Origin of the sequence: Alicyclobacillus vulcanalis, from assembly GCF_900156755.1 — a bacterium.
GTDB classification, from domain to species: Bacteria; Bacillota; Bacilli; order Alicyclobacillales; family Alicyclobacillaceae; genus Alicyclobacillus; species Alicyclobacillus vulcanalis.
The window spans coordinates 53,071-72,433 of sequence record NZ_FTOO01000011.1 but is presented as its reverse complement, the minus strand read 5'-3'; the positions used below and the strand labels follow the sequence as shown (position 1 = coordinate 72,433).

At 65.4% G+C, this 19,363-nt stretch carries 26 protein-coding genes; 7 read left to right on the top strand and 19 right to left on the bottom strand.

Features of this window, described 5'->3' with window-relative positions; all coding sequences use genetic code 11:
- Positions 1–37 precede the first annotated feature (37 nt).
- Genes tsaD through thiL form a run of 5 tightly spaced genes read right to left on the bottom strand, consistent with a single transcriptional unit; the run spans position 38 to position 3,752 of the window.
- Positions 38–1,081 (bottom strand): tRNA (adenosine(37)-N6)-threonylcarbamoyltransferase complex transferase subunit TsaD, encoded by a 1,044-nt coding sequence (tsaD, locus tag BW934_RS12255; RefSeq protein WP_076348504.1) that lies wholly within the window; start codon positions 1,079–1,081, stop codon positions 38–40.
- Positions 1,078–1,581: a ribosomal protein S18-alanine N-acetyltransferase gene (gene rimI, locus BW934_RS12250; RefSeq protein WP_076348502.1), complete on the bottom strand. Its 504-nt coding sequence runs from the start codon at positions 1,579–1,581 to the stop codon at positions 1,078–1,080. The genes tsaD and rimI overlap by 4 nt, the downstream gene beginning before the upstream one ends.
- Complete coding sequence (gene tsaB, locus BW934_RS12245) at positions 1,578–2,291, bottom strand: tRNA (adenosine(37)-N6)-threonylcarbamoyltransferase complex dimerization subunit type 1 TsaB (protein ID WP_076348500.1); 714 nt, start codon at positions 2,289–2,291, stop codon at positions 1,578–1,580. The genes rimI and tsaB overlap by 4 nt, the downstream gene beginning before the upstream one ends.
- Complete coding sequence (gene tsaE, locus BW934_RS12240) at positions 2,288–2,773, bottom strand: tRNA (adenosine(37)-N6)-threonylcarbamoyltransferase complex ATPase subunit type 1 TsaE (protein ID WP_076348498.1); 486 nt, start codon at positions 2,771–2,773, stop codon at positions 2,288–2,290. Before tsaE ends, tsaB begins: the two co-directional genes overlap by 4 nt.
- Positions 2,774–2,780: 7 nt before the next feature.
- On the bottom strand, positions 2,781–3,752 hold the full coding sequence (gene thiL / locus BW934_RS12235; RefSeq protein WP_076348496.1) for a thiamine-phosphate kinase: 972 nt from the start codon (positions 3,750–3,752) through the stop codon (positions 2,781–2,783).
- A 151-nt stretch (positions 3,753–3,903) separates the two neighbouring features.
- On the opposite strand from thiL, the gene BW934_RS12230 reads away from it, so the two are divergent.
- Both BW934_RS12230 and BW934_RS12225 read left to right on the top strand, forming a co-directional pair.
- Positions 3,904–4,524, top strand: coding sequence for a DedA family protein (locus BW934_RS12230; RefSeq protein ID WP_076348494.1), 621 nt, complete (start codon positions 3,904–3,906; stop codon positions 4,522–4,524).
- 2 nt (positions 4,525–4,526) lie between these two features.
- A complete protein-coding gene (locus BW934_RS12225) occupies positions 4,527–4,787 on the top strand; it encodes a DUF1450 domain-containing protein (protein ID WP_234969779.1) in 261 nt (86 codons plus the stop codon).
- A 42-nt stretch (positions 4,788–4,829) separates the two neighbouring features.
- On the opposite strand, the gene BW934_RS12220 is transcribed toward BW934_RS12225, so the two are convergent.
- Both BW934_RS12220 and BW934_RS12215 read right to left on the bottom strand, forming a co-directional pair.
- Positions 4,830–5,048 carry a DUF2922 domain-containing protein gene (locus BW934_RS12220; protein ID WP_076348584.1) on the bottom strand — a complete coding sequence of 73 codons (219 nt, stop codon included), beginning with the start codon at positions 5,046–5,048 and terminating at the stop codon, positions 4,830–4,832.
- A 62-nt stretch (positions 5,049–5,110) separates the two neighbouring features.
- A complete protein-coding gene (locus tag BW934_RS12215) occupies positions 5,111–5,410 on the bottom strand; it encodes a DUF1659 domain-containing protein (protein WP_076348492.1) in 300 nt (99 codons plus the stop codon).
- Positions 5,411–5,610: 200 nt separating this feature from the next.
- Here BW934_RS12215 and BW934_RS12210 point away from each other — a divergent pair, with 200 nt between their 5' ends.
- Positions 5,611–7,167 carry an HD domain-containing phosphohydrolase gene (locus tag BW934_RS12210; protein ID WP_076348582.1) on the top strand — a complete coding sequence of 519 codons (1,557 nt, stop codon included), beginning with the start codon at positions 5,611–5,613 and terminating at the stop codon, positions 7,165–7,167.
- Here BW934_RS12210 and BW934_RS12205 read toward each other — a convergent pair.
- From BW934_RS12205 to acpS, 8 genes are all read right to left on the bottom strand, one after another.
- Entirely contained in the window at positions 7,107–7,868 is a 762-nt protein-coding gene (locus BW934_RS12205; RefSeq protein ID WP_076348490.1) for a gamma-glutamyl-gamma-aminobutyrate hydrolase family protein, read from the bottom strand. The genes BW934_RS12210 and BW934_RS12205 overlap by 61 nt on opposite strands.
- A gap of 24 nt (positions 7,869–7,892) precedes the next feature.
- Entirely contained in the window at positions 7,893–9,146 is a 1,254-nt protein-coding gene (locus BW934_RS12200; RefSeq protein WP_076348488.1) for an adenosylhomocysteinase, read from the bottom strand.
- Between the two features lie 92 nt (positions 9,147–9,238).
- Entirely contained in the window at positions 9,239–9,589 is a 351-nt protein-coding gene (locus tag BW934_RS12195) for a type II toxin-antitoxin system PemK/MazF family toxin (protein WP_067850581.1), read from the bottom strand.
- A 4-nt stretch (positions 9,590–9,593) separates the two neighbouring features.
- Positions 9,594–9,749, bottom strand: a complete 156-nt coding sequence (locus tag BW934_RS15245) for a hypothetical protein (protein WP_234969778.1) — start codon at positions 9,747–9,749, stop codon at positions 9,594–9,596.
- Between the two features lie 198 nt (positions 9,750–9,947).
- Positions 9,948–11,150 (bottom strand): alanine racemase, encoded by a 1,203-nt coding sequence (alr, locus tag BW934_RS12185; RefSeq protein WP_076348484.1) that lies wholly within the window; start codon positions 11,148–11,150, stop codon positions 9,948–9,950.
- Between the two features lie 90 nt (positions 11,151–11,240).
- The gene (locus BW934_RS12180) at positions 11,241–12,248 is read right to left on the bottom strand and encodes a LolA family protein (RefSeq protein WP_234969776.1); all 1,008 of its coding nucleotides are present in this window, start codon (positions 12,246–12,248) and stop codon (positions 11,241–11,243) included.
- A 33-nt stretch (positions 12,249–12,281) separates the two neighbouring features.
- Positions 12,282–13,790, bottom strand: a complete 1,509-nt coding sequence (locus tag BW934_RS12175) for a bifunctional ADP-dependent NAD(P)H-hydrate dehydratase/NAD(P)H-hydrate epimerase (RefSeq protein ID WP_076348480.1) — start codon at positions 13,788–13,790, stop codon at positions 12,282–12,284.
- 105 nt (positions 13,791–13,895) lie between these two features.
- Entirely contained in the window at positions 13,896–14,291 is a 396-nt protein-coding gene (acpS, locus tag BW934_RS12170) for a holo-ACP synthase (protein WP_076348580.1), read from the bottom strand.
- A gap of 105 nt (positions 14,292–14,396) precedes the next feature.
- Between acpS and BW934_RS12165 the strand changes: the two genes are divergently transcribed.
- Positions 14,397–14,735: a phage holin family protein gene (locus BW934_RS12165; protein WP_076348478.1), complete on the top strand. Its 339-nt coding sequence runs from the start codon at positions 14,397–14,399 to the stop codon at positions 14,733–14,735.
- 81 nt (positions 14,736–14,816) lie between these two features.
- Here BW934_RS12165 and BW934_RS12160 read toward each other — a convergent pair whose 3' ends face one another.
- The gene (locus tag BW934_RS12160) at positions 14,817–15,491 is read right to left on the bottom strand and encodes a DUF429 domain-containing protein (RefSeq protein ID WP_076348476.1); all 675 of its coding nucleotides are present in this window, start codon (positions 15,489–15,491) and stop codon (positions 14,817–14,819) included.
- Between the two features lie 141 nt (positions 15,492–15,632).
- Between BW934_RS12160 and BW934_RS12155 the strand changes: the two genes are divergently transcribed.
- Both BW934_RS12155 and map read left to right on the top strand, forming a co-directional pair.
- A complete protein-coding gene (locus BW934_RS12155; protein ID WP_076348474.1) occupies positions 15,633–15,821 on the top strand; it encodes a hypothetical protein in 189 nt (62 codons plus the stop codon).
- A gap of 46 nt (positions 15,822–15,867) precedes the next feature.
- Positions 15,868–16,632 (top strand): type I methionyl aminopeptidase, encoded by a 765-nt coding sequence (map, locus tag BW934_RS12150; RefSeq protein WP_076348472.1) that lies wholly within the window; start codon positions 15,868–15,870, stop codon positions 16,630–16,632.
- A gap of 44 nt (positions 16,633–16,676) precedes the next feature.
- On the opposite strand, the gene BW934_RS12145 is transcribed toward map, so the two are convergent.
- Together BW934_RS12145 and BW934_RS15360 are read right to left on the bottom strand one after the other, a co-directional pair.
- Positions 16,677–17,075 carry a toprim domain-containing protein gene (locus BW934_RS12145; protein ID WP_206831797.1) on the bottom strand — a complete coding sequence of 133 codons (399 nt, stop codon included), beginning with the start codon at positions 17,073–17,075 and terminating at the stop codon, positions 16,677–16,679.
- Between the two features lie 314 nt (positions 17,076–17,389).
- A complete protein-coding gene (locus tag BW934_RS15360; protein ID WP_008336326.1) occupies positions 17,390–17,515 on the bottom strand; it encodes a hypothetical protein in 126 nt (41 codons plus the stop codon).
- A gap of 65 nt (positions 17,516–17,580) precedes the next feature.
- On the opposite strand from BW934_RS15360, the gene BW934_RS12140 reads away from it, so the two are divergent.
- Complete coding sequence (locus BW934_RS12140; RefSeq protein WP_234969775.1) at positions 17,581–17,964, top strand: thioredoxin family protein; 384 nt, start codon at positions 17,581–17,583, stop codon at positions 17,962–17,964.
- A gap of 14 nt (positions 17,965–17,978) precedes the next feature.
- On the opposite strand, the gene BW934_RS12135 is transcribed toward BW934_RS12140, so the two are convergent.
- Positions 17,979–19,355, bottom strand: coding sequence for a sugar phosphate nucleotidyltransferase (locus BW934_RS12135; RefSeq protein WP_076348468.1), 1,377 nt, complete (start codon positions 19,353–19,355; stop codon positions 17,979–17,981).
- Positions 19,356–19,363 lie beyond the last annotated feature (8 nt).

Here is a 19,363-nt window from a genome sequence, read left to right as displayed (position 1 = left end):
GTTGCCCGCCTCGAACGCCCCGCGAAGACGCAGGCGTTCAGTCGAGAGGGTAGCGGCCGCTTTGCCATTCCTCCAAGGTCAGGTCCGCGTACGCCCCTAGCTCGAGATCGTCGAAGCGGCCGGCGCTGGCGCGGGGGTACGCCGCGGCGCCGATCATGGCCGCGTTGTCCGTGCACAGGGCAGGCGACGGAAAGTGCACGGCAAGCCCCTCTTCGTCCGCCATGGCGCGCATCGCCGCCCGCAGGCCGCGATTGGCCGCCACGCCGCCCGCCACCACCACCGTCCTGTGCCCCGTCGCGCGCGCCGCGCGCCTCGTCTTCTCGACGAGCACCTCGACCACAGCGGCTTGAAAGCTCGCGCAGACGTCCTCGACCGGGACGGCCTGCCCAACGCGCTTCAATTTATCCAGTGCGACGAGCACGGCCGTCTTCATGCCGCTGAAGGAGAAGTCGAGCGACGGATCGTCCAACAGGCCGCGGGGAAATGGGAAGCGCGCCGGGTCGCCCAGGCGCGCGAGTTTGTCCATCTCGGGGCCGCCGGGATACGGAAGGCCGAGAAGCCTCGCCACCTTGTCGTACGCCTCGCCCGCCGCGTCGTCCCGGGTCCCGCCGAGGCGCGTGAAACGAAACGACGCGTCCACCTCGTGCAGCTCGGTGTGCCCGCCGGAGGCGACCAGACACAAAAAGGGCGGCCGCACGGCCGGGCGATCCGGCTCCTCCAACATGGCCGCGGCGACGTGCCCGGCGATGTGGTGCACGCCGACGAGCGGCAGCCCTGTGGCGAGGCTGTACGCCTTGGCGGCCGTCACGCCCACGAGCAGCGCCCCCAAAAGCCCTGGCCCCATCGTCACGGCGATCGCGCCGAGATCGGAAAAGGAGAGGCCGGCCTGGCCAAGGGCCGTGTCGACGACGCGGGTGATGGCCTCCACGTGGCGGCGGGACGCCACCTCCGGGACGACGCCGCCGAATTGCCGGTGAATTTCCATCTGGCTCGCCGTGACGTGGCCAAGGACGCGCACCCCGTCCGCGACGACGGCCGCGGAGGTCTCGTCGCAGCTCGTCTCGATGGCGAGGATGTTCATGCTTGCACCTCTCTGTCGCGCATCACCTTGGGTGGGAGGTCAACCCACATGATCAAGGCGTCTTCGTTGTTGTCGGTGTAGTAGCCCTTGCGCACGCCCACGCGCTCAAATCCATACTTGCGGTACAAATTCTGCGCCACCTGGTTCGACACGCGCACCTCGAGCGTCATCTTGCGCCCGCCGAGCGCCATGCACATCGACATGATGGCCTCGAGCAGCCGCTCGCCGAGCTTGAGGCCGCGAAAGTCGGGATCGACCGCGATGTTGGTGATGTGCCCTTCGTCCATGATCATCCAGAAGCCGGCGTAGCCCACCACGCGTCCGTCGTACTCCGCCACCACGTAACGCGCCAGCCGATTTTCCACCAGCTCGCCCACAAACGCCTGCCTGGACCAAGGCGCCGTGAACGATCGCGTCTCCACTCGCATCACGTCGTCGAGATCCTTCAGCAGCATGCGGCGTATGGCGATTTTCCCAGGATCAAACGCCGCCAAACTCACTCGCCGCCCTCTCCCTTCGCGCCGAGCTTCATCTCGGCCTCCGTGGGCAGCACGTACAGCGGCGCGAGCTGATGCACGCGCTCGCCCTCGAACCGCTCGTACGATCCCGACAGCCCAAGCCGCACGAGCGCCATCGGCATCATCGGGGCGATCTCGTTCCACGGGCGCACCCGCGCCCGCTCGCCCTCCGCGGCGTCCGACACGCGCCGTCCGCTCGCCACAATCGACGCGCCTTCCCGCTCCGCGATGGCGAACCAATCGGCGAGCGCCTGCACCGTCGGCTCACATTGCGCCCAGAGCCGACCGTCCTCCAGCCTGTACCAGCAGCCGAAGGCGCGATCCCGCCTCGCATCGATGAGCGCCATGAATGCGCCGAAGTGTTGGCCCTCCGCACAGGCCAGCGCCATGGCCATGCCGTCCACCGTCGGCACCGCCACGATGGGAATGGCGCACGCGTGGCCAATCGCCTTCGCCGCAGCGACGGCGATCCGCACGCCCGTGTAGCTGCCCGGCCCGACCCCCGTGACGCACAGTTTCACGTCGTGAATGTTCATGCGCGCGCCGGCCAGCAGATGGCCGAGCGAAGGTTGCAGCAAGCGCGAATGGGCCCGCGGCAAAAACTCCACCAGGGAAGACATCAGCCTCCCGCCCTCGTCCGCAACCGCAAGCGCCAACACGTCGGTCGCTGTATCCATGGCGATCACGCTCATGAAGCCGTCCACTCCTTCAATATCGTTTCCGGGCGCTTGCCCCAAGCCTCCGCGCGCACCTCGCGCGCACTGCCCTGAGGGCGGATGGTGATGCGCAGATACGCGTCCATCTCGTCGGCGACAGGCCCCGCCCACTCGATGAGCACAATCGCACCACCCGCGAGATCGTCGTCCATCCCCAGGGCCCAAACGGCTTCGATATCCAGCGTCTCGGGCCGATCTGGATGGGCGTACAGCCGGTACAAATCGTAATGCGCGACGCGGTGGCGGCCGCGGTGCTCCTGCCGCAGGAGATACGTGGGACTCGTCATGGGCTGCGCCACGCCAGCGCCCATGCCGACCCCCGCCGCAAACGTCGTCTTCCCCGCGCCCATCGGCCCTTCGAGCAACACGGCGTCCCCAGGGAGCAGGAGTGAACCCAGGCGTTCGCCCAGCTGTTTCATCTGCTGCTCATCATCGACGCGCCACTCGTGTGCTTCCATGATGCCGTTACCTCTCAAAATGATTGTATCCCTTGCGCGCAACCACCTCGAGCCTCCCGGCCCGGCGCATGACCACCCCGTCGCCCTCTTCCACGCGACCGATGGCCGCGACTGGCGTGCCGACGATGGGCGCGACGGCGAGCAAACGCGCGAACACGTCCCGCGGCGCGGTGCCGACGAGCTCGTAGTCCTCGCCTCCATATAACGCGTATGCGAGCGGGTCCGCGCCTAGCGCTCGCGCGTATTCCGTGACCTCCGGCTGAACCGGGATTCTGTCCGCCTCGACGATCAAGCGCACGCCGCTCGCCTCGGCGATCTCATTCAGCTCGCTCGCCAGCCCATCGCTGATGTCGTCGAGCGCCGTCGCCCCTAGCCGGGCAGCCTCGCGCCCGAAGGCGATGCGCGGCGTGGGCCGCCGATGCCGGGCGATTAAGGCCGCCTGGGCCACGGGCGATCCGGCCCGCCTGCCGAGCAAGATGTCGAGTCCCGCCGCGCTGCCGCCCAAGCTGCCCGTGACAAACAGGACGTCGCCGGGCCTCGCCCCGGCTCGCGTAACCGGGCGATCGACCTTGCCCACGGCCGTGATCGACATCCAGAGCGGGCCCTCGGTCGACACGACATCGCCGCCCACGACGCTCGCGCCGAGGGACGAAGCCGCCTCCGAGACGCCGTCGTACAGGGCCACGACGTCCTCCAGAGGCCAGGCGCCTGGCACGGCGAGGGCGATGGTGATCCATGCCGGATGGCCGCCCATGGCGGCGATGTCGCTGACGGCGGCCGCCACGGCCCGATACCCGATTTGCGGCGGCGACAGGGTATCGCGCCGAAAGTGCACGCCCTCGACGACCGCATCGGTGGTGATGGCCATGCGCCCTTTGCCCTCGACCACGGCGCAATCGTCGCCGATGGGCACCATCACGTCTTCCCCGGGCGGCGGGAGCTTCGCCGCGAGCGCTCGAATCAGCGCAAACTCGTCCATGCCGGCATCCCTCCTCGAGGCGCGTCCGACGGCATCGTTGTCAATACCATAACAATGACAGCCCCAGAGGTCCGCGTCAATCATGAGCCGTGCGCCTTGTCCATATACATCCGTTAGGGCCTGACGGCCACGAAGGAAGCGGGGTGGACGTGTGGAGACCATCCGGGAGATACTGCAATCCATCAACGCAGGGCTCCTCTTGCTGGGCTATCCAGGCACCTACGCCGCCATGGTCATGGAAGGGCTCGGCCTTCCGTTCCCGGGCGACGTGTTTCTCGCCTTTTACGGCTACGCGATTTCGCTTGGCACCATGCGAGCACCCACCGTCTTCAGCCTGAGCGCGCTCGGCTACTTCACCGGTGTCACCATCGTCTTTCTTCTGACGCGGCGATTTCAGACGCTCTTCCTCAATCCTCTCTACCGACTTCACCTGCTGAACGAGACCCGCCTCAAGCACACCGGCGGCTTGATGGACCGCTACGCCTGGCTGGTGCTGGTTCCCGGGCGCTTCCTGCCAGGAATCCGCTCGCTCAGCACGTACGCCGCGGCCCTGTCGGACATGCCGTACGCGACGTTTGCGCTCTACTCCATCGTCGGATCGATGGTCTGGTGCGGCGCCTGGCTCGCGTTCGGCTACTGGTTCGGCGAAAATATGGACGAGATGATGAAGCACGTGCAGGCAGGGCTCAGTTGGATCACCGTGGGCATCGCGCTTTGCGCCATCCTGTACTGGGTCTGGCGCCAGCGGATGACGAAGCGACGGGAGCGATAGGCGTGGAAATCGAGTGGTGCGTGCAAAATGCGTCCACGGGCGCGCAGGAGGCGTTGAAGCGCCTGCAGGCCGTTCGGCCCGACGTCTCGGTGCGAAAGTACGCGTGCATGGAACAGTGCGCGCTGTGTGCGCGAAGGCCGTTTGCCGTGATCGGAGGCAGCGTGGTGGAAGCCGAGACACCGGAAGGCCTGGCGGATCAGCTGTTGGCGATCCTCGACGCGCAATCGAGCGGCCGCCCATGCCCTCGACAGGCGCCGCACTGAAGACGCCCCTTCCCGGCAGAACCCGCCGAGAAGGGGCGCGTTTTACGACACGCTCGAGGTGTCCGTCTGCGTCTGTTGGGCCGGGAGGGCCTGAACAATCTTGCCCTGCGGCAGGTCAAAGACGCCCTTTTCCACGATGAGCTGTGCGGCGTTCTGCACAGCGGACGGATCGACGGGCTGCTTCGGATTGGGAATGGCAATCCGGACCTTCTTGTTGCGATCCGTCATGAACACGAGATGAAGAGATACTTTCGCGGCCATCGACGCGCCTCCCATCCATTCAAATCGGAACCCGCGGCCAGGTTGGCCGGACGCCGGCGCCGTCACGCGCTCGGCCCCTGTCCGCCTGTACCGCCCGCGCTGCCCCCGCCAGTGCCGCCGTTGCCCCCCGACCCCGCGGAGGGGCTGGTCAACATCGCGACATCCACGCGCTCCACCTGCACAAGCGGTTCGTCGATCAACTGCGCCAGCGCGAGGCCCACGGCGAGCAGGTCGGCGTCTGCCGCCTGCGGCGATACGTGGTTGAACTTGTGCACCTTCAGCTTGGGTTGCCCATTGGCGCGCGTGCCCGACTGCGTCTGCAGCTGCAACGTCGTGCCGAGTGCGAGGCTCGTGTCTGCCATCGCTCGTTCCTCCTTCCGCTGATTCCCCGCCCGGGCGGGCATCTATGGACATGCAGCGGCGGGCCCTTTGCGTGGACAACCGGCGCTTCGCGCGCAGGTGCGCAAAAATGCGCGGAAGGCGGCATGGCGGCAGGAATCCCGCCCGCCAGGTGGAATTCATTCGGAGTGAGCGATGCGTCGAACTGGATGTGGGGTGCGGTATGGGCTGGACAGCGAACTACGAGTTCAAACGCTTGAGGAAGCGGCTCATCCTGAACTACTTCGCGGGTTCCGCCATTGCCGTCCTCGGCGTCGGCGGCGTGCTCATCTTCACCACGCTTCACCTGACACCACGCGACCTGTGGATCATTCTCGCGATTCTCGGCGGATCGTTCTTGCTGATGATGGTGGCGGACTCCATCGCGTTTCGCATTCAAATCCGCCCCATTCGCAAGGCGCTTGTCTCCGCGCATCCCACCGAGGACGTGTTGGAACGAGGCTACAAGCGCGCGCTGCACCTGCCGGCACTCGCGGTGGTGCGCGTGATGGGACCGCACTGGCTGTCGTTTCTCATCCCTGGCCTCGTGTCGTCGTCCCTTCTCGTCCGGCGAGGCATGCTGCACCTGCCCATGACGTACGTGTGGCTGGCCGCGCTCGGAACCTTGATTGTCGCCTGCATGCACGCCGTCATCGAGTTTTTCCTCACGTCGCGCTCCATCGAACCGACGCTCATCACCATTCGGCGGAGGAGCGAGCACATGTACGGCGCGTCCGTCTGGCTCCGAGGCCAAGTCGTGGTGCCGCTCGCGCTCAAGTTTGCGATGAGTGCGGTCGTGTTTGGGGCTCTGCCCCTTCTGTTGTTTGGACTCGCGAATGCGGTTCGCTTGACCAACGCGGGGCTGGGATCCACGACCTATTGGACGTGGGCGGGAGGGATTTTGGCGCTCGGCTCGCTGTTTTCCGGGCTCGGCGGGTATCTGCTGGCGAGCGACGTCCAGCGGCCCATTCGCCGCCTGGAGGCGTTGATGAGGCGGGTCGAGCGCGGGGACTTCTCGCTGCGCGCGGACGATACCTACATGGACGAGTTTTCAGATCTGATCCAGGGGTTCAACCTGATGCTGAGCGGCTTGACCCACCGCGACGCGCTCAACCGCCAGCTCATCGACAGCTACTTCGCCACCCTGGCGGCGGCGCTGGATGCCCGGGATCCGTACACAGCGGGCCACTCGCAGCGCGTGGCGCGGTACGCCGAGGCGATTGGGCGCAAGGTCAACCTCTCTCCGCAAACCGTGCGGGAGCTCCGCCAGTCCGCGCTTCTGCACGACATCGGGAAAATCGGCATCCGCGATGAAATTCTCCTGAAAGAGGGGAAGTTGACCGACGAGGAATTTGCCATCATCAAGCAGCACCCGGTGATTGGAGAGAAGATCATCCGCCAAATCCAGCCGGATGACGCCATGAAGCCCCTGCTGCCCGGCATCCGATCCCACCACGAGCGCTACGATGGGAAAGGCTATCCAGACGGCCTCGCCGGCGAGAACATCCCGCTCTTCGGGCGCATCCTCGCCGTCGCCGACGCCTTCGACGCCATGACGTCCGACAGGCCGTATCGCGCGGGCATGCCCGTCGAAAAGGCCATTCAGGTCCTCCGCGACGGGCGCGGGACGCAGTGGGACCCCCACTTCGTGGACGCGTTCATCGAGGTCTATCAAGACGTCTACATTCCCGACGAGGCCAAATCCGCGGCGCGCGAGGCCGCAACCTCGACGAGCCAGTGAAACAGGCCCAGCGCACCCTCGTCCTCGCGCCAAAGGTTCTCGGGGTGCCATTGCACCGCGACGACCGGCCAGCGCCCCTCGCTCTCAATGGCTTCGACGAGCCCCTCGCTGTCCCACCCGACCGCTTTCAGCGCGGGCGCCACATCTTTGACCGCCTGGTGATGGAAGCTGTTCACGCGGATCGCCGTCTTCCCGTAGCACTCCGCGACGCGCGATCCCGGCTTCAACTTCACCGTGTGCGCGTACGCATGGCGCGGCGCCTTTTGACTGTGCTGAATCTTGCCCTTCCACTGGCGCGGCAAATCCTGATACAACGTGCCGCCCAGCGCCACGTTCAACATCTGCATGCCGCGGCAGATGCCAAGCACCGGCTTTTGCGCTCGCTTCATCGCCTGAACCAGAAGCATCTCGAGCCGATCCCGCTCCGGTTCGAGCGTCCCGAGCCCCTGCAGCGGCTCCTGGCCGTACAAGTTCGGGTCGACGTCGTTGCCTCCCGTCAGGACGAGGCCGTCGAGCCTCATCGCGAGTTCCAACACCCGCGACTCGTCCGCGAGATACGGCAGCACGACCGGGAGCCCCCCGGCCTCCTCCACCCCGCGCGCGTAATCGTCCGTCAGCATCACCGCCTGCAGCGGTACGCCCGGGACCGAGCTCTGCCTGATTTCGTGCGATCCCGTCAGTCCGATGAGTGGCCTCGCCACATGCCTCGCCTCCCCCGCCCGCCGTCAGGCGTTCCAACTCGCCAAATACGCCCGCTGCGCCTCCGTCAACTCATCGATGGCCATCCCCCACGTCGCAAGCCGCATGCGGGCCACCTCTTCATCCATATGCGCCGGAATCGCGTGCAACCCGGGCGGGTACGACTTCGTCATGACTTCGCGCAGACCCAGCGCCTGAAGCGCGAACGTCATGTCCATGACTTCCACGGGGTGCCCGTCCGCCGCCGCCAGATTGACCAGGCGCCCTTCGGCGATGAGGTACAGTCGGCGCCCGTCCGCCAGCCTGTACTCGTCCACGTTGGGCCGCGCCGTCCGCACCTCGACGGCGAGATCGGCAAGCGCCTGCTTGTCCACCTCGACGTCAAAGTGACCTGCATTGCCGAGAATCGCGCCATCCTTCATCCGCTCCATCGCATCGCGGGAAATCACCGCCTTGTTGCCCGTGACCGCGATGAAGATGTCGCCAATGGCCGCGGCCTCGACGATGGGCATGACGCTGAACCCTTCCATCACGGCCTCGACCGCGCGGACGGGATCGACCTCACACACCACCACCCGAGCGCCCAGTCCGCGGGCGCGCATGGCCACGCCCTTTCCGCACCAACCGTACCCCACGACGACCACGGTCTTGCCCGCCACCATCAGGTTGGTGGTCCGCATGAAGCCGTCCCACACGCTCTGTCCCGTGCCGTATCGGTTGTCGAACAGGTGCTTGCAGCTTGCGTCGTTGACGGCGAGCATCGGGTACTTCAGCACCCCTTCGCGCGCCATGGCGCGAAGCCGCAGGATGCCCGTCGTCGTCTCCTCGCAGCCCCCGCGGACCCGCGCCGCCTGTTCCGGCCGCTCCCGGTGCAACAGGGTGGCGAGATCCGCCCCGTCGTCGATCACGCCCTCCGGCTCCCAGTCGAGCACCGCCTCGAGGTGGCTGCGGTACTCCTCCGGCGTCGCGCCGTGCCACGCGTACACGCGCACGCCGCGCCGGGCCAGGGCTGCGGCGACGTCGTCCTGCGTGGACAGGGGATTGGACCCCGCGATGGCCACTTCCGCGCCACCCGCCTGAATGGCCAGGGCGAGCCGCGCCGTCTTCGCCTCGAGGTGAAGGCACATCGAAATGCGCTTGCCCAAAAACGGCTTCTCCTCCGAAAACCTGCGTTCGATTTCCCCAAGGAGCGGCATGTGCGCCATGGCCCACTCGATCTTCGCGTCGCCGGAAGGATAGGCCTCGGGATGGCGGATCATGGACGGTTTCGGTTGCGGCATATCGGTTTCCACACTCCTTCTGCACGTGTGCACATGAAAAAAGACGGATGAACCATCCGTCCGCGGTTACGAAGAATGCTGAACAAAAATTTTCAGAAATCCACGAGTCCGAGGCTGATCAACAGCCCCTCGTTGACGAGCTTCATGGCTTCCTCGTCCAAATGCGTGATTTTGTCGGTCAGGCGCTGCTTGTCGATGGTGCGCAACTGCTCAAGCAGAATCACGGAATCGCGCTCCAGACCGTACTTCTCCGCCTTGATCTCCACGTGCGTCGGCAACTTGGCCTTCTGGATCTGCGCGGTGATGGCCGCCACAATGACCGTCGGGCTGAAGCGGTTGCCGATGTCGTTTTGCACCACGAGTACGGGGCGAAATCCTCCTTGCTCAGACCCCACCACGGGCGACAGATCCGCAAAGAAGATGTCCCCACGCCTGACGTTCAATCGCTCACACCCCGCTCACCAAACGCTCCACGGTGTTGCCGGCCTCCTGCTCGGCCAGAAACGACTCACACGCAATGCGCAGGTTGAGAGGCGCCATCTCCTGATACCCGCGCTGCATGGTCTCCCGCAGATCTCCGGGCTCTTGCCTCGATACATACATACGCAACGCCTCACGCACGATGTCACGCGCGCGTCTGTCTCCCAAGTCACGACCCGCGGCTTGATTCCACGCGTTGAATTTCGAACTCGACAAGCGCGGCACCTCCACTGTTTGCGGCGACGTCCCAGATGGCTTCCATGCCGCCATTATAGCCGCACCGTAGGCGCGGCGCAAAAGGCGTCGAAGCGCGTCGGGCGCCTAGTCACACACGATGCGCGGCACGCGACGGTGCACGCGGCACAAGATCTCATACGGGATGGTCTGCGCCCTCTCCGCCAGCCGGTCAAGCGACAACACGCGCCTCTCTCCTTGATTCGACGCGATTCGATACGATTCCTGCACGCGCGCCATGCGCTCTCCCGCTGGAATGCGCCCCCACCAACCGTCCCGCCACGCGTCGGGCGCCTCGTACCCAAACAGCGTCACCACGTCGCCCGCCCTCACGTCGAGGTCCGTCACATCGACCATCAGCTGGTCCATGCACACGCGCCCTACCACGGGCCTCAGCTCGCCCCGCATGAGCACCTCCCCGGCGTTCGACAGGTGCCGCGGAACTCCATCCGCATACCCGCCCGCGACCGTCGCAACCGCCATGGGCCGCGCAACCTCGAAGGTCGCCCCGTACCCCACCGTTTCGCCCGGCCGGGCCTCGGCCACGCGGAGAACGCCCGCGTACAGGCTCATCACCGGGCGCAGCCACGGCGACGGCAGGACCGCCGGATCCGGGGAGTAGCCGTACGCGGCGATCCCGACGCGCACCATGTCGAAGTGCCACGCCGGGTCGCGCAACAGGGCCGCGCTGTTGCCCGCATGGATGCGCGGCGGACGGATGCCCGCCTCCTCGAGCGCCTGCACAAACGCGGCCAAGCGCTCGATCTGCGCCGCCGCGTGAGATGGATGGACCGCGTCCGCGGCCGCCAGGTGCGTGCCCACGCCCGCGAGCTCCATGTCCTCGCGTTGGGCGACCGCTCGCGCCAGCGCCACAGCCTCCTCCACGCGCTTCACGCCGAGCCGGTTCATGCCCGTGTCGAGCGGCAGGTGCACGCGCAGGCGCTTCGGCAGGCGCGGGATCTCGCCAATGGGACTCAGGTGCGTGAGGGCGATCTCGACGCCCGCCTCGGCAGCCGCCACGCACGCGTCCGACGTGAGCGCGCCGAGCACGAGGATGTTTACGTCGCGATCGAAGGCGCGAATTTCGAGCGCCTCCTCGAGAGACGCCACGGCCACGTCGCGCACGCCCTCGCGGGCAAGCCGCGAGACCACCGGCCGGACGCCGTGTCCGTACGCGTCCGCCTTCACCGCCACCATGAGCGTCGCGCCTGGGCGCAATTTGCGTTTGAGAACTTGGATATTGTGGGATAGATGGGCGAGATCGATCACGGCAAACAGTGGCCGGTACATATGGGGTCACCTCATGTGCCGAGTGTAACACAAACGCGCCACCCAGAGGCCTCGGGCTCCTCTGAGATGGCGCGCCTGAAAAGGTGTGTGTCACTTGCCAACCTCGGCGAACGTGGATACGGCGATGTTTTCGAGTTCGGGCAGCGAGAGATCGTTGGACGTCAGATCGAACTGGATCCCGTTTTGCATCCAGGTCAGGTTGGCCACGTGCGTGCCGGGGGCTTCGTCGTAAATCGCCGGGACACCGTACAAATCCACGAGTTCTGCGCTCGGCAGCCCCGCGGCACCCGGGGACAACGCCGATTCCGTCAACACGTAGTGATGGCCGCCGCCCTCGTAACGCATGATGATGCTCTCCGGGTCGGGCTGTGCGAGGTCCGTGAGCTTCGTCCCGTACATGGCCGGTGGTTCGATGTAGTCAAAGGCGTGATCGGATGCGAGCGTCGGCTTGGCCGCCTGCCCGGCCTGCGCGATGGTCTGCGGATCGAAGGCGTTCTTCGGAAACTCCACGCCGGTTGTGAACGACTGATACGTGATCACGACCGCCGCCTTGCCGTTTTTGTCGAGCAGCGTGACCGACTGCGGCTTGAGGTCCTTGGACAGGACCACCTGCTCCTTGCTCACGACGTCGCTCGCCGGGGTCACGGGCAGCTCAAAGGCGTAGCCGTCTTTCTCGCGGCTCACCTTCACGGATTTGTCAGATGCGATGCGCTGCAGGAGCTGATCGTACAAGTAAATCTGCCCCTGGTTCTGCGCCCAGTTGCCGTTGAAGCGGAAGACCTTCCCGAGCGACGGACTGACGATGAACATGCCGTTCGGCGTGCGCAGGATGACCTGATTGATCTGCTTGTCGGCGTTGCCAAGCTCAATCTTGTAGGTGTCTTTCGATTCGTAGGAGACGCGCACGAAGTACTTCTGGACGTTGTTGTCCATCTGCACCGTCATGATGGCCTCGCTCTGGTAGTTTTTGTTCTCGAGCGCCTGCGCCTCCGTTTGGACCTTGTGACTCACAGAACTGGTGGTGCCGGGAATGCCGCAGCCAGCGACGACGCCACCCGCGAGGGCGAGCGACAACAGGACTGCTGTTAGCTTTCGCATAGCCACCTCGCCTTTCTCCGCCACGCACCATCCTCACACTGAGGCGTCCACCTCCGCGCGGTACGCGCGCACGGCGTCTGGCAGCCGCGCGATCACGTCCGAGGCCGTCACCGAGACGTCGGTCAGCGCCTCCCCCGCGCACTCCCCCGCCTTGCCGTGCAGCCAAGCTCCAATGGCCGCCGCGTCGAAGGCGTCCAGGCCCTGCGCGATGAGCGCTCCAATGACGCCCGCCAACACGTCCCCCGTGCCGGCCACCGCCAAGGCGCTCGAGCCCGTCGGATTCACGCGCACGCGGCCGGCGGGGTGGGCGATGATCGTCCGATGGCCCTTCAGGAGCGCAATCGCCCGGCTGCGCGCGGCAAGTGTCCTCGCCGCCTCCACCCGCCGCGCCTGCACCTGGCGAACGTCCCAGCCCAACATGCGCGCCGCCTCCTTCGGATGAGGCGTGAGCACAAACTCGCCGTCCACCGGGTCAAACTGCCCCGCGTGCGCTACGGCCGCCAGCGCCTCCGCGTCGATCACGCCGCGCGCCACGCCCGCGCGCACGAGATCGAACAGCCACGTCCGCGCCTCGCGCCCCAGGATGCCAAGCCCCGGCCCGACGATCACGGCGTCCACATCCTGCAGAAGCTGCGCCGGATCGCTGCCCTCGCGCACGACGACGTCGGGCGCAAACAGCTGCGCCTCTGCGCGCGAGCCGGCCACGACGACGAGCCCCGCGCCCGCCCGCAGCGCCGCGAGGGAGGCCAGCCGACTCGCGCCGGGCATCTGCCCGAGGGCGATGCCGACCTTGCCGAAGCTGCCCTTGTGGCTCATGGGGCCGCGGAAGCCGAATTGCCGGCCAAAGGCTGCGGGCGACACGTAGCAGGCGCGGACGTGCGCCGGATCGACCGGGATGCCGACGTCCGCCACGTGCACGCGGCCGGCGTGCATGGCGCCGGGCGTCACGGCGGTGCCGAGCTTCTCCGCCGCCATCGCGATGGTCTCGTGCGCCACGATGGCAGGTCCCGGGACCTCGCCCGTCGAAGCGTCGACGCCGGACGGAAGGTCTGCGCTCACGATGTACGCCGACGTCGCGTTCGCTTCCTCAATCATCTGTGCGATCACGCCCTCAGCCGGGCGCGAGACGCCGGTACCGAGCAGCGCGTCGATGATCACGGTGGGCGACACGCCGTCTCGGCTGAGATCGCCCGCCGCGGCCGCCTGGCGAATGGCCCCGGGCTCGTAGACGCTCCATGTGACGCCGAATCGCTCAGCCATCTGCTGCGCCGTGCGCGCGTCGCCTTGAAGGGCGGCAGGGTGGCAGGATGAGATGACCGTCACGTCAAAGCCCGCGTGGCGAAGCCAGCGCGCGGCCACCCAGCCGTCACCGCCGTTCATGCCCTTGCCGCACAGCGCCACGACCCTCTGCGGGCGGAGCGCCCGTACGTGCTCGGCGATGGCGCGGCCAGCGTGATCCATCAGGACGATCGCAGGGACGCCCAGGTTCTGGATGGTGTCGTGATCGAAACGCCGCATTTCATCACTCGTGACGAGATACACAGAGTGCCCTCCCCGAGGATTGGTATATGGATATGAGCCGTGTCCACGAAGTATGTACAACGCTGACAAGCGGTCGGGCGCGGCGGCGATACGGCCATCGCGAGGTCACCGCTCTTCGATCACCGCCGTGGCCAGGGCCAGTCCCGCCGCATGCGTGAGCGCGAGGTGAAGGCGAATGGGGCCGACACCGGGCGGGCCAAAGCGCTCCCACAGGGCGGAAGCCGGCTCCCAGGTGACGCCCAAGCCCGCATCTCCCACGCGAACCGAGACGTGCGGCATCGACAGGCGCGCCAGGCCGCAGCCTGCTGCCTTGGCGATGGCCTCCTTGGCGGCAAATCGACCCGCGACAAACTCCGCCAGCCTGGCCGAATCAGACATCGCGCGCGCGCGGCCCAACTCCTCTGCGGAGAGCACGCGCGCCAAAAACGCGTTCCCCCGGCGCGCGATGGCCGCGCGAATCCGCTCGATCTCGACCAGGTCATTGCCCAATCCAATCACCACGCGCACAACCACCTCGTCCCTCATTGTACTACGGATCGTTTTGCCATTGCCCCTTTCCAAACGCAGACATCTGCGGTAGACTAGGTCGACAAGGGGGGAATGGTCATGCGTATCATCGGTCACATTGTCCGCTTCGTCGTGTCCGCACTGGTGCTGTTGCTCGTCAGCCACCTCGTTCACGGCTTTTACATCCACGGCTTCTGGCGAGCCGTCTTTGCCGCCATCGTCATCACGCTCTTGGGCCTGGCGATGGAAGCCCTGTTCGGCCAACGCATCTCGCCCTATGGGAGAGGCATCATCGGGTTCATCGCGAGCGCGGTGGTCATCTACGTCGCGCAGATCTTCGTGCACGGCATGCACGTGAGCGTCCTCGGCGCGCTGTTGGCCGCGCTCGTCATCGGCATCATCGACCTGTTCATCCCGACGAGCTTCCGGCGCGAGTAATGCACTGAAACGGGAGCGTCCGAGGCTGGCCCGCACGCCGTGGCGGGGCCAGCCTTTCTGTTGTTCGATGGTCTCTGCGTCTTAGCCAGGCACCACAATATACCCTTCCCGGAAAATCCGGTCCTTCGCGTCCCAGATGGGCGGTTCCCCGAGTTCCCGAACGGATTTTTGGAGCACGTGTTCCGCCACGACGGCGCAGACCATGGCATCGACCTGATCGACGGTCGGGCGCAGCACGCCGCAGCACGTGTAGCCGGAGTCCTTTAACGCCTTCCAAACCTTATCCACGTACGCGTGCGGCTCCTTTCGCTTCGACGGGATCGAACCAAGTGCAAAATGATCTTTGAGGACCTTGCGAGGATAGGTTTCGAAGATGATGGGTTTGGCGCCGTGGGATTGCCGGCCGTCCCCATAGAGTTGCGCATGCCCGCTCGAGACCGCCGCTGCAAACAGTTGCACACCCACCTGAATCAGGGACGCGTACGGCCCGGTGTACGGGTCCGAGAGATGCTCAGGGAGCTTTCGTGTCGGGGTATTTGCCTCCCTATCGCAATCCCGGCGCTGGTGACGAGATCCGAGTTTCGGCAGCCCCTGTGGACAATCCAATCCGTAGGCCGCCACGCAGCCATTTGCGATGAGATCTTTCGGGACAGGCGGCAGAAGCACTGGAGGAGAGCCGGACAACGGAACGTAGTGATCGAGCACGAACTTGCGTTTCTCGATGTCCAACCACGCCACGTAACTCAGGGACTCCATCCCGCCCACATCCACACCACATACCCAAGCCAAAATCACACACTTCCTTCCATCTGGCACAGGAGACTTCGACCTGTTGTGCATTTCACCCTCGTTTATGGCACAATGATAGGGATATGTCACCGGAAAGGGCGGACCGACGTGCATCACCTGTTGGAAGCTATCTTCATCCTGTTCATCGGTGTGGCCTTCACCTATTTGATGAAGATACGCCCCGGCGCAAAGCCGATGTCGCGCGCCAAGATGATCGCGTACTTCGTCCTGGGCGTCGTCATCGGTGTCATTTTCATCACGACGGATCACATCTACGCGCCCACCACGGGGCTGTAATTTCCCCTGATCGCGCGTCGAGACAGCGAACGGAGAGGTTCTCACGATGCAAGGTGTCATCACACTGAAAAGCCGGCACGAGCAAAACCTGATGCGCGAAGCCGGAAAGGTCGTCGCAGGCTGTCACGAGGCGCTGCGCAGCTTCATTCGGCCCGGCATCCGCACGTTGGACATCGACCAGTTTGTGGAGGACTTCATCCTCCGTCACCGCATGGAGCCTGCCCAAAAGGGCTACAAAGGCTACCCCTTCGCGTCGTGCACGTCGGTCAACGACGTCATCTGCCACGGGTTCCCGAGCGAGTACGTCCTGCAAGAGGGCGACATCGTCACGGTGGATATGGTGGTGGTGCACAAGGGGCTGCACGCGGATTCGGCTTGGAGCTACGCGGTCGGCGAAATTAGCGAGACCGCGCGCAAGTTGCTCGACGTGACGCGGCGCGCGATGTACATCGGCATTGAACAAGCCGTGCCGGACAACCACATCTCCGACATCGGGCACGCCATCCAGACCTTCGTCGAGGCCGAGGGGTTCTCCGTGGTCCGCGACTACATCGGGCACGGCATCGGGCGTCAGATGCACGAAAGTCCAGACGTGCTTCATTTTGGCCCCCCGCATCGCGGGCCGAAGATTCGAAAAGGCATGGCGTTCACGGTCGAGCCCATGGTGAACGTGGGCACCTACGAAACCAAGCTCGATCCCGACGGCTGGACGGCCCGAACGGCCGATGGCAGCCTCAGCGCCCAATATGAGCACACGCTCATCATCACCGAGCATGGCCCCGAGATCATCACCAAGCAGGACGGGGAATGAACGAACAGGCCGGTCGCCTCGTTCGCGGCGACCGGCCTTCTCTTTCAGCCATGAACCGTTTTGGGCAGCCGTTCCCGCCGGGGCGGGCGCACCTGCAGCCACTGTTCGTCAATTTCAAAGTGAGCGTCCGCAAGGATCTTCGCCAGGTGTTCAAGCGGCGTACGGGCGACCTCGCGATACGACTTGCGCGTGTACAGGTCAATCGCGTTTGGCAGTTCGCGCTTCAGCTGCTTCCGCAAGCGATTGCCTGCCGCGTCCGCGTCCACCAAGATGTACACCTCGTCGTGCTGCAGCGGAACGATGTCGTTTTCCACCTGCTCGTAGCTGAGTGTGCCCTGCGTGCACACCACATCCACCTCTTCGCGCAGCACCTTCAGAATCCTCGACTTGTCCGTCTTGCCTTCGACAATGATGACTTTTCGCGAAGTCGCGTGCGTCCGCATGTCGCTCAACTTCCTTCCGTCATCGGGCGCGGCCGCGGCCGCGCCGCGAAGGTGACTTCGTCGGCTCAAGTTCATCATAGCACGACCCGCGCTCCATCGGCAGATCCAGCTTGATCCTCGATCCGGCGGTACGTCTTCGCCTTTGCCCCGGCTTCTCCTCAACACCCCTTTGTGGGCAGTCTATGCGGATGGCCCTCGTCCCCATACGGACGGGGCCCAAAGGGCTCGGCCAGTTCCACTCGCGCCTGGTTCCACCTATGTAGAAAAAGGGCCGCCTCCAGCGGCGGGGGCGGCGCTACGGACGAGACGCATGCTCACGCCACAGGCGTGCAGGTCGTGGTCGTCGAGCACGTGTACGCGGGAACGAGCAGGAAGAAGAGCACGAAGATGATCAGAAACACCACTGCCCAACGCGTGTAGCCACCGAACACACCGTACATTCGCGTTCCCTCCTCGACAGGTTTGTGCCGTTCGGCACATTGCCATAGAATGCGGGATGAAGACGATGGTGCGGGCGAATGTCCAGGGCCTTCGCCAAGTCGACACCGGAAAGGAGACGGACCCCGTCATGTTCAGACCTTACCCGGGCACCTCCCCCGAGGACATTCGCACGTTGCCGGAGCGCGCGCTTGTGTTCATCCACACGCCGCTTTGCGGCACATGTCAACTTGCGCGGAAGATGCTCGAGGTGGTCGATGCCGCTCATCAGGGCGCGCTGCCGCTTTACGAGCTCGATGCGAATCTTGCACCGGCCGCGATGCAGACCTGGAAAGTCGAAAGCGTGCCCGCACTCCTCTACGTAAAAAAGGGCGAGATCGCCCACGTCCAATACCGTTTCAGCGACGTGGTGCATCTCGCCAGTTCGATTCAACCGTTTCTCACGGCGTGATGGGGCGCGTGGCGTTAACGCGGGATGCCGGGCAGCACCGCCGCGAGTTCGTCCCAAGTGAGATACTTCCGCTCAATGTCCTCTTCGACGAGGCCCCGCCCGCGCTGGACCTCGACGAACTGCATGCCGCTTTCCGTGCGAATGGCGTGCCACACCCCCTGTGGCGCGCGCACGATGTCACCCGCAGCGACTTTTTGCCACCGGTCATCGACGACGATCTCGCCTTCGCCCTCGATGATGGTCCAGATCTCTTCGCGCCACTTGTGCCGGTGGTAGCTGAGATTGCGCCCCGGAAGGAGCTCCACGCACTTCGTCAGGACCTCCGTCTCGTCGTCGAGCAACTGGTAGTCGATCACGCGATACCGGCCCCAGCGGCGCTCTTCATACATCGGCCGGTTGTCGAGCGGCGCCACGACGTCTTTGAGCCCCGCCGCCAGCTCCTTGTCCGCGGCGAGAATCCCATCCGGCGTCGCCACGACGATGGCCTGCTTCAGCCCGAGTGCCACCACGGGCAGCCCGAGTTCATTCACCACGTGCGTATCCTCACACCGAGACAGGATGGCGCGGCCCACGGCCTCGCTCTGCATCTGCTCGGCGAGGGACGACCACGTGCCGAGATCGGACCACATGCCGCGGTACGGGTGCGCCACGATGGCCGCGAGCTTTTCGACGACTTCGTAGTCAAAACTGCGCTTGGGGAACTGATCGAAGCCTCGGCGCGCTTCCTCGTAGGTGGTCGGCAGACCGCGTTCCCGCAGAATGCCCACGAGCGTGCGCGGCAGGAAGCAGAACACGCCGCAGTTCCACAGCGCCCCTTGGCGGATGAGCTCCTCGGCGACGGCGCGCTCCGGCTTCTCGACGAACTGCTTGACCCGGAAGCAGTCGCCCTCAGCCGGGGCCTCCGGCACGATGTAGCCGAATTTGCTGGTGGGCTCCGTCGGCCACACGCCCATCAGGGCCATGTCGGCCCCTTCGCGCCGCAGCATGGGCCCGAGCTTTTGAATCTCGCGGAAGTAGTGATCGTCCACGAAATGATCGACGGGACAGACCACCACGGGCTCTTCCCAATCCGCGCCACACACGTCGACGAGATATAGCGTGGAGAGGGCGATGGCCGCGAACGTGTCGCGCCGCGCGGGCTCCTCAATCACGTCGATCTCGCCGATCTGCGCGTGAATCACTTCGACCTGCGGCTTGGACGCGCAGACGAACACGTCGTCCGCCGCGAGGCCAGCCTCGCCGATCTGCCGCCAGACGCGCTGGAGCATGGACTCGAGCCCGTTCCCATCCGGGCGGGGAAGAATGCGCAGGAACTGCTTGGACCGAACGTCGTTCGACATGGGCCACAATCGCTTGCCCGATCCACCGCTCAAAAGCACCAGTTTCACAATGCACCACT

Bases quoted from the DNA above. Each gene is read 5' to 3' on its own strand.
- BW934_RS12210 (WP_076348582.1), top strand. From the start codon at position 5,611: ATGGGCTGGACAGCGAACTACGAGTTCAAACGCTTGAGGAAGCGGCTC.
- BW934_RS12215 (WP_076348492.1), bottom strand. From the start codon at position 5,410: ATGGCAGACACGAGCCTCGCACTCGGCACGACGTTGCAGCTGCAGACG.
- tsaB (WP_076348500.1), bottom strand. From the start codon at position 2,291: ATGAGCGTGATCGCCATGGATACAGCGACCGACGTGTTGGCGCTTGCG.
- tsaE (WP_076348498.1), bottom strand. From the start codon at position 2,773: ATGGAAGCACACGAGTGGCGCGTCGATGATGAGCAGCAGATGAAACAG.
- BW934_RS12145 (WP_206831797.1), bottom strand. From the start codon at position 17,075: ATGCGGACGCACGCGACTTCGCGAAAAGTCATCATTGTCGAAGGCAAG.
- BW934_RS15360 (WP_008336326.1), bottom strand. From the start codon at position 17,515: ATGTACGGTGTGTTCGGTGGCTACACGCGTTGGGCAGTGGTGTTTCTG.
- BW934_RS12180 (WP_234969776.1), bottom strand. From the start codon at position 12,248: ATGCGAAAGCTAACAGCAGTCCTGTTGTCGCTCGCCCTCGCGGGTGGC.
- thiL (WP_076348496.1), bottom strand. From the start codon at position 3,752: ATGGACGAGTTTGCGCTGATTCGAGCGCTCGCGGCGAAGCTCCCGCCG.
- alr (WP_076348484.1), bottom strand. From the start codon at position 11,150: ATGTACCGGCCACTGTTTGCCGTGATCGATCTCGCCCATCTATCCCAC.
- BW934_RS12165 (WP_076348478.1), top strand. From the start codon at position 14,397: ATGCGTATCATCGGTCACATTGTCCGCTTCGTCGTGTCCGCACTGGTG.
- BW934_RS12140 (WP_234969775.1), top strand. From the start codon at position 17,581: ATGGTGCGGGCGAATGTCCAGGGCCTTCGCCAAGTCGACACCGGAAAG.
- BW934_RS12220 (WP_076348584.1), bottom strand. From the start codon at position 5,048: ATGGCCGCGAAAGTATCTCTTCATCTCGTGTTCATGACGGATCGCAAC.
- BW934_RS15245 (WP_234969778.1), bottom strand. From the start codon at position 9,749: ATGTATGTATCGAGGCAAGAGCCCGGAGATCTGCGGGAGACCATGCAG.
- BW934_RS12160 (WP_076348476.1), bottom strand. From the start codon at position 15,491: ATGGAGTCCCTGAGTTACGTGGCGTGGTTGGACATCGAGAAACGCAAG.
- BW934_RS12200 (WP_076348488.1), bottom strand. From the start codon at position 9,146: ATGCCGCAACCGAAACCGTCCATGATCCGCCATCCCGAGGCCTATCCT.
- map (WP_076348472.1), top strand. From the start codon at position 15,868: ATGCAAGGTGTCATCACACTGAAAAGCCGGCACGAGCAAAACCTGATG.
- tsaD (WP_076348504.1), bottom strand. From the start codon at position 1,081: ATGAACATCCTCGCCATCGAGACGAGCTGCGACGAGACCTCCGCGGCC.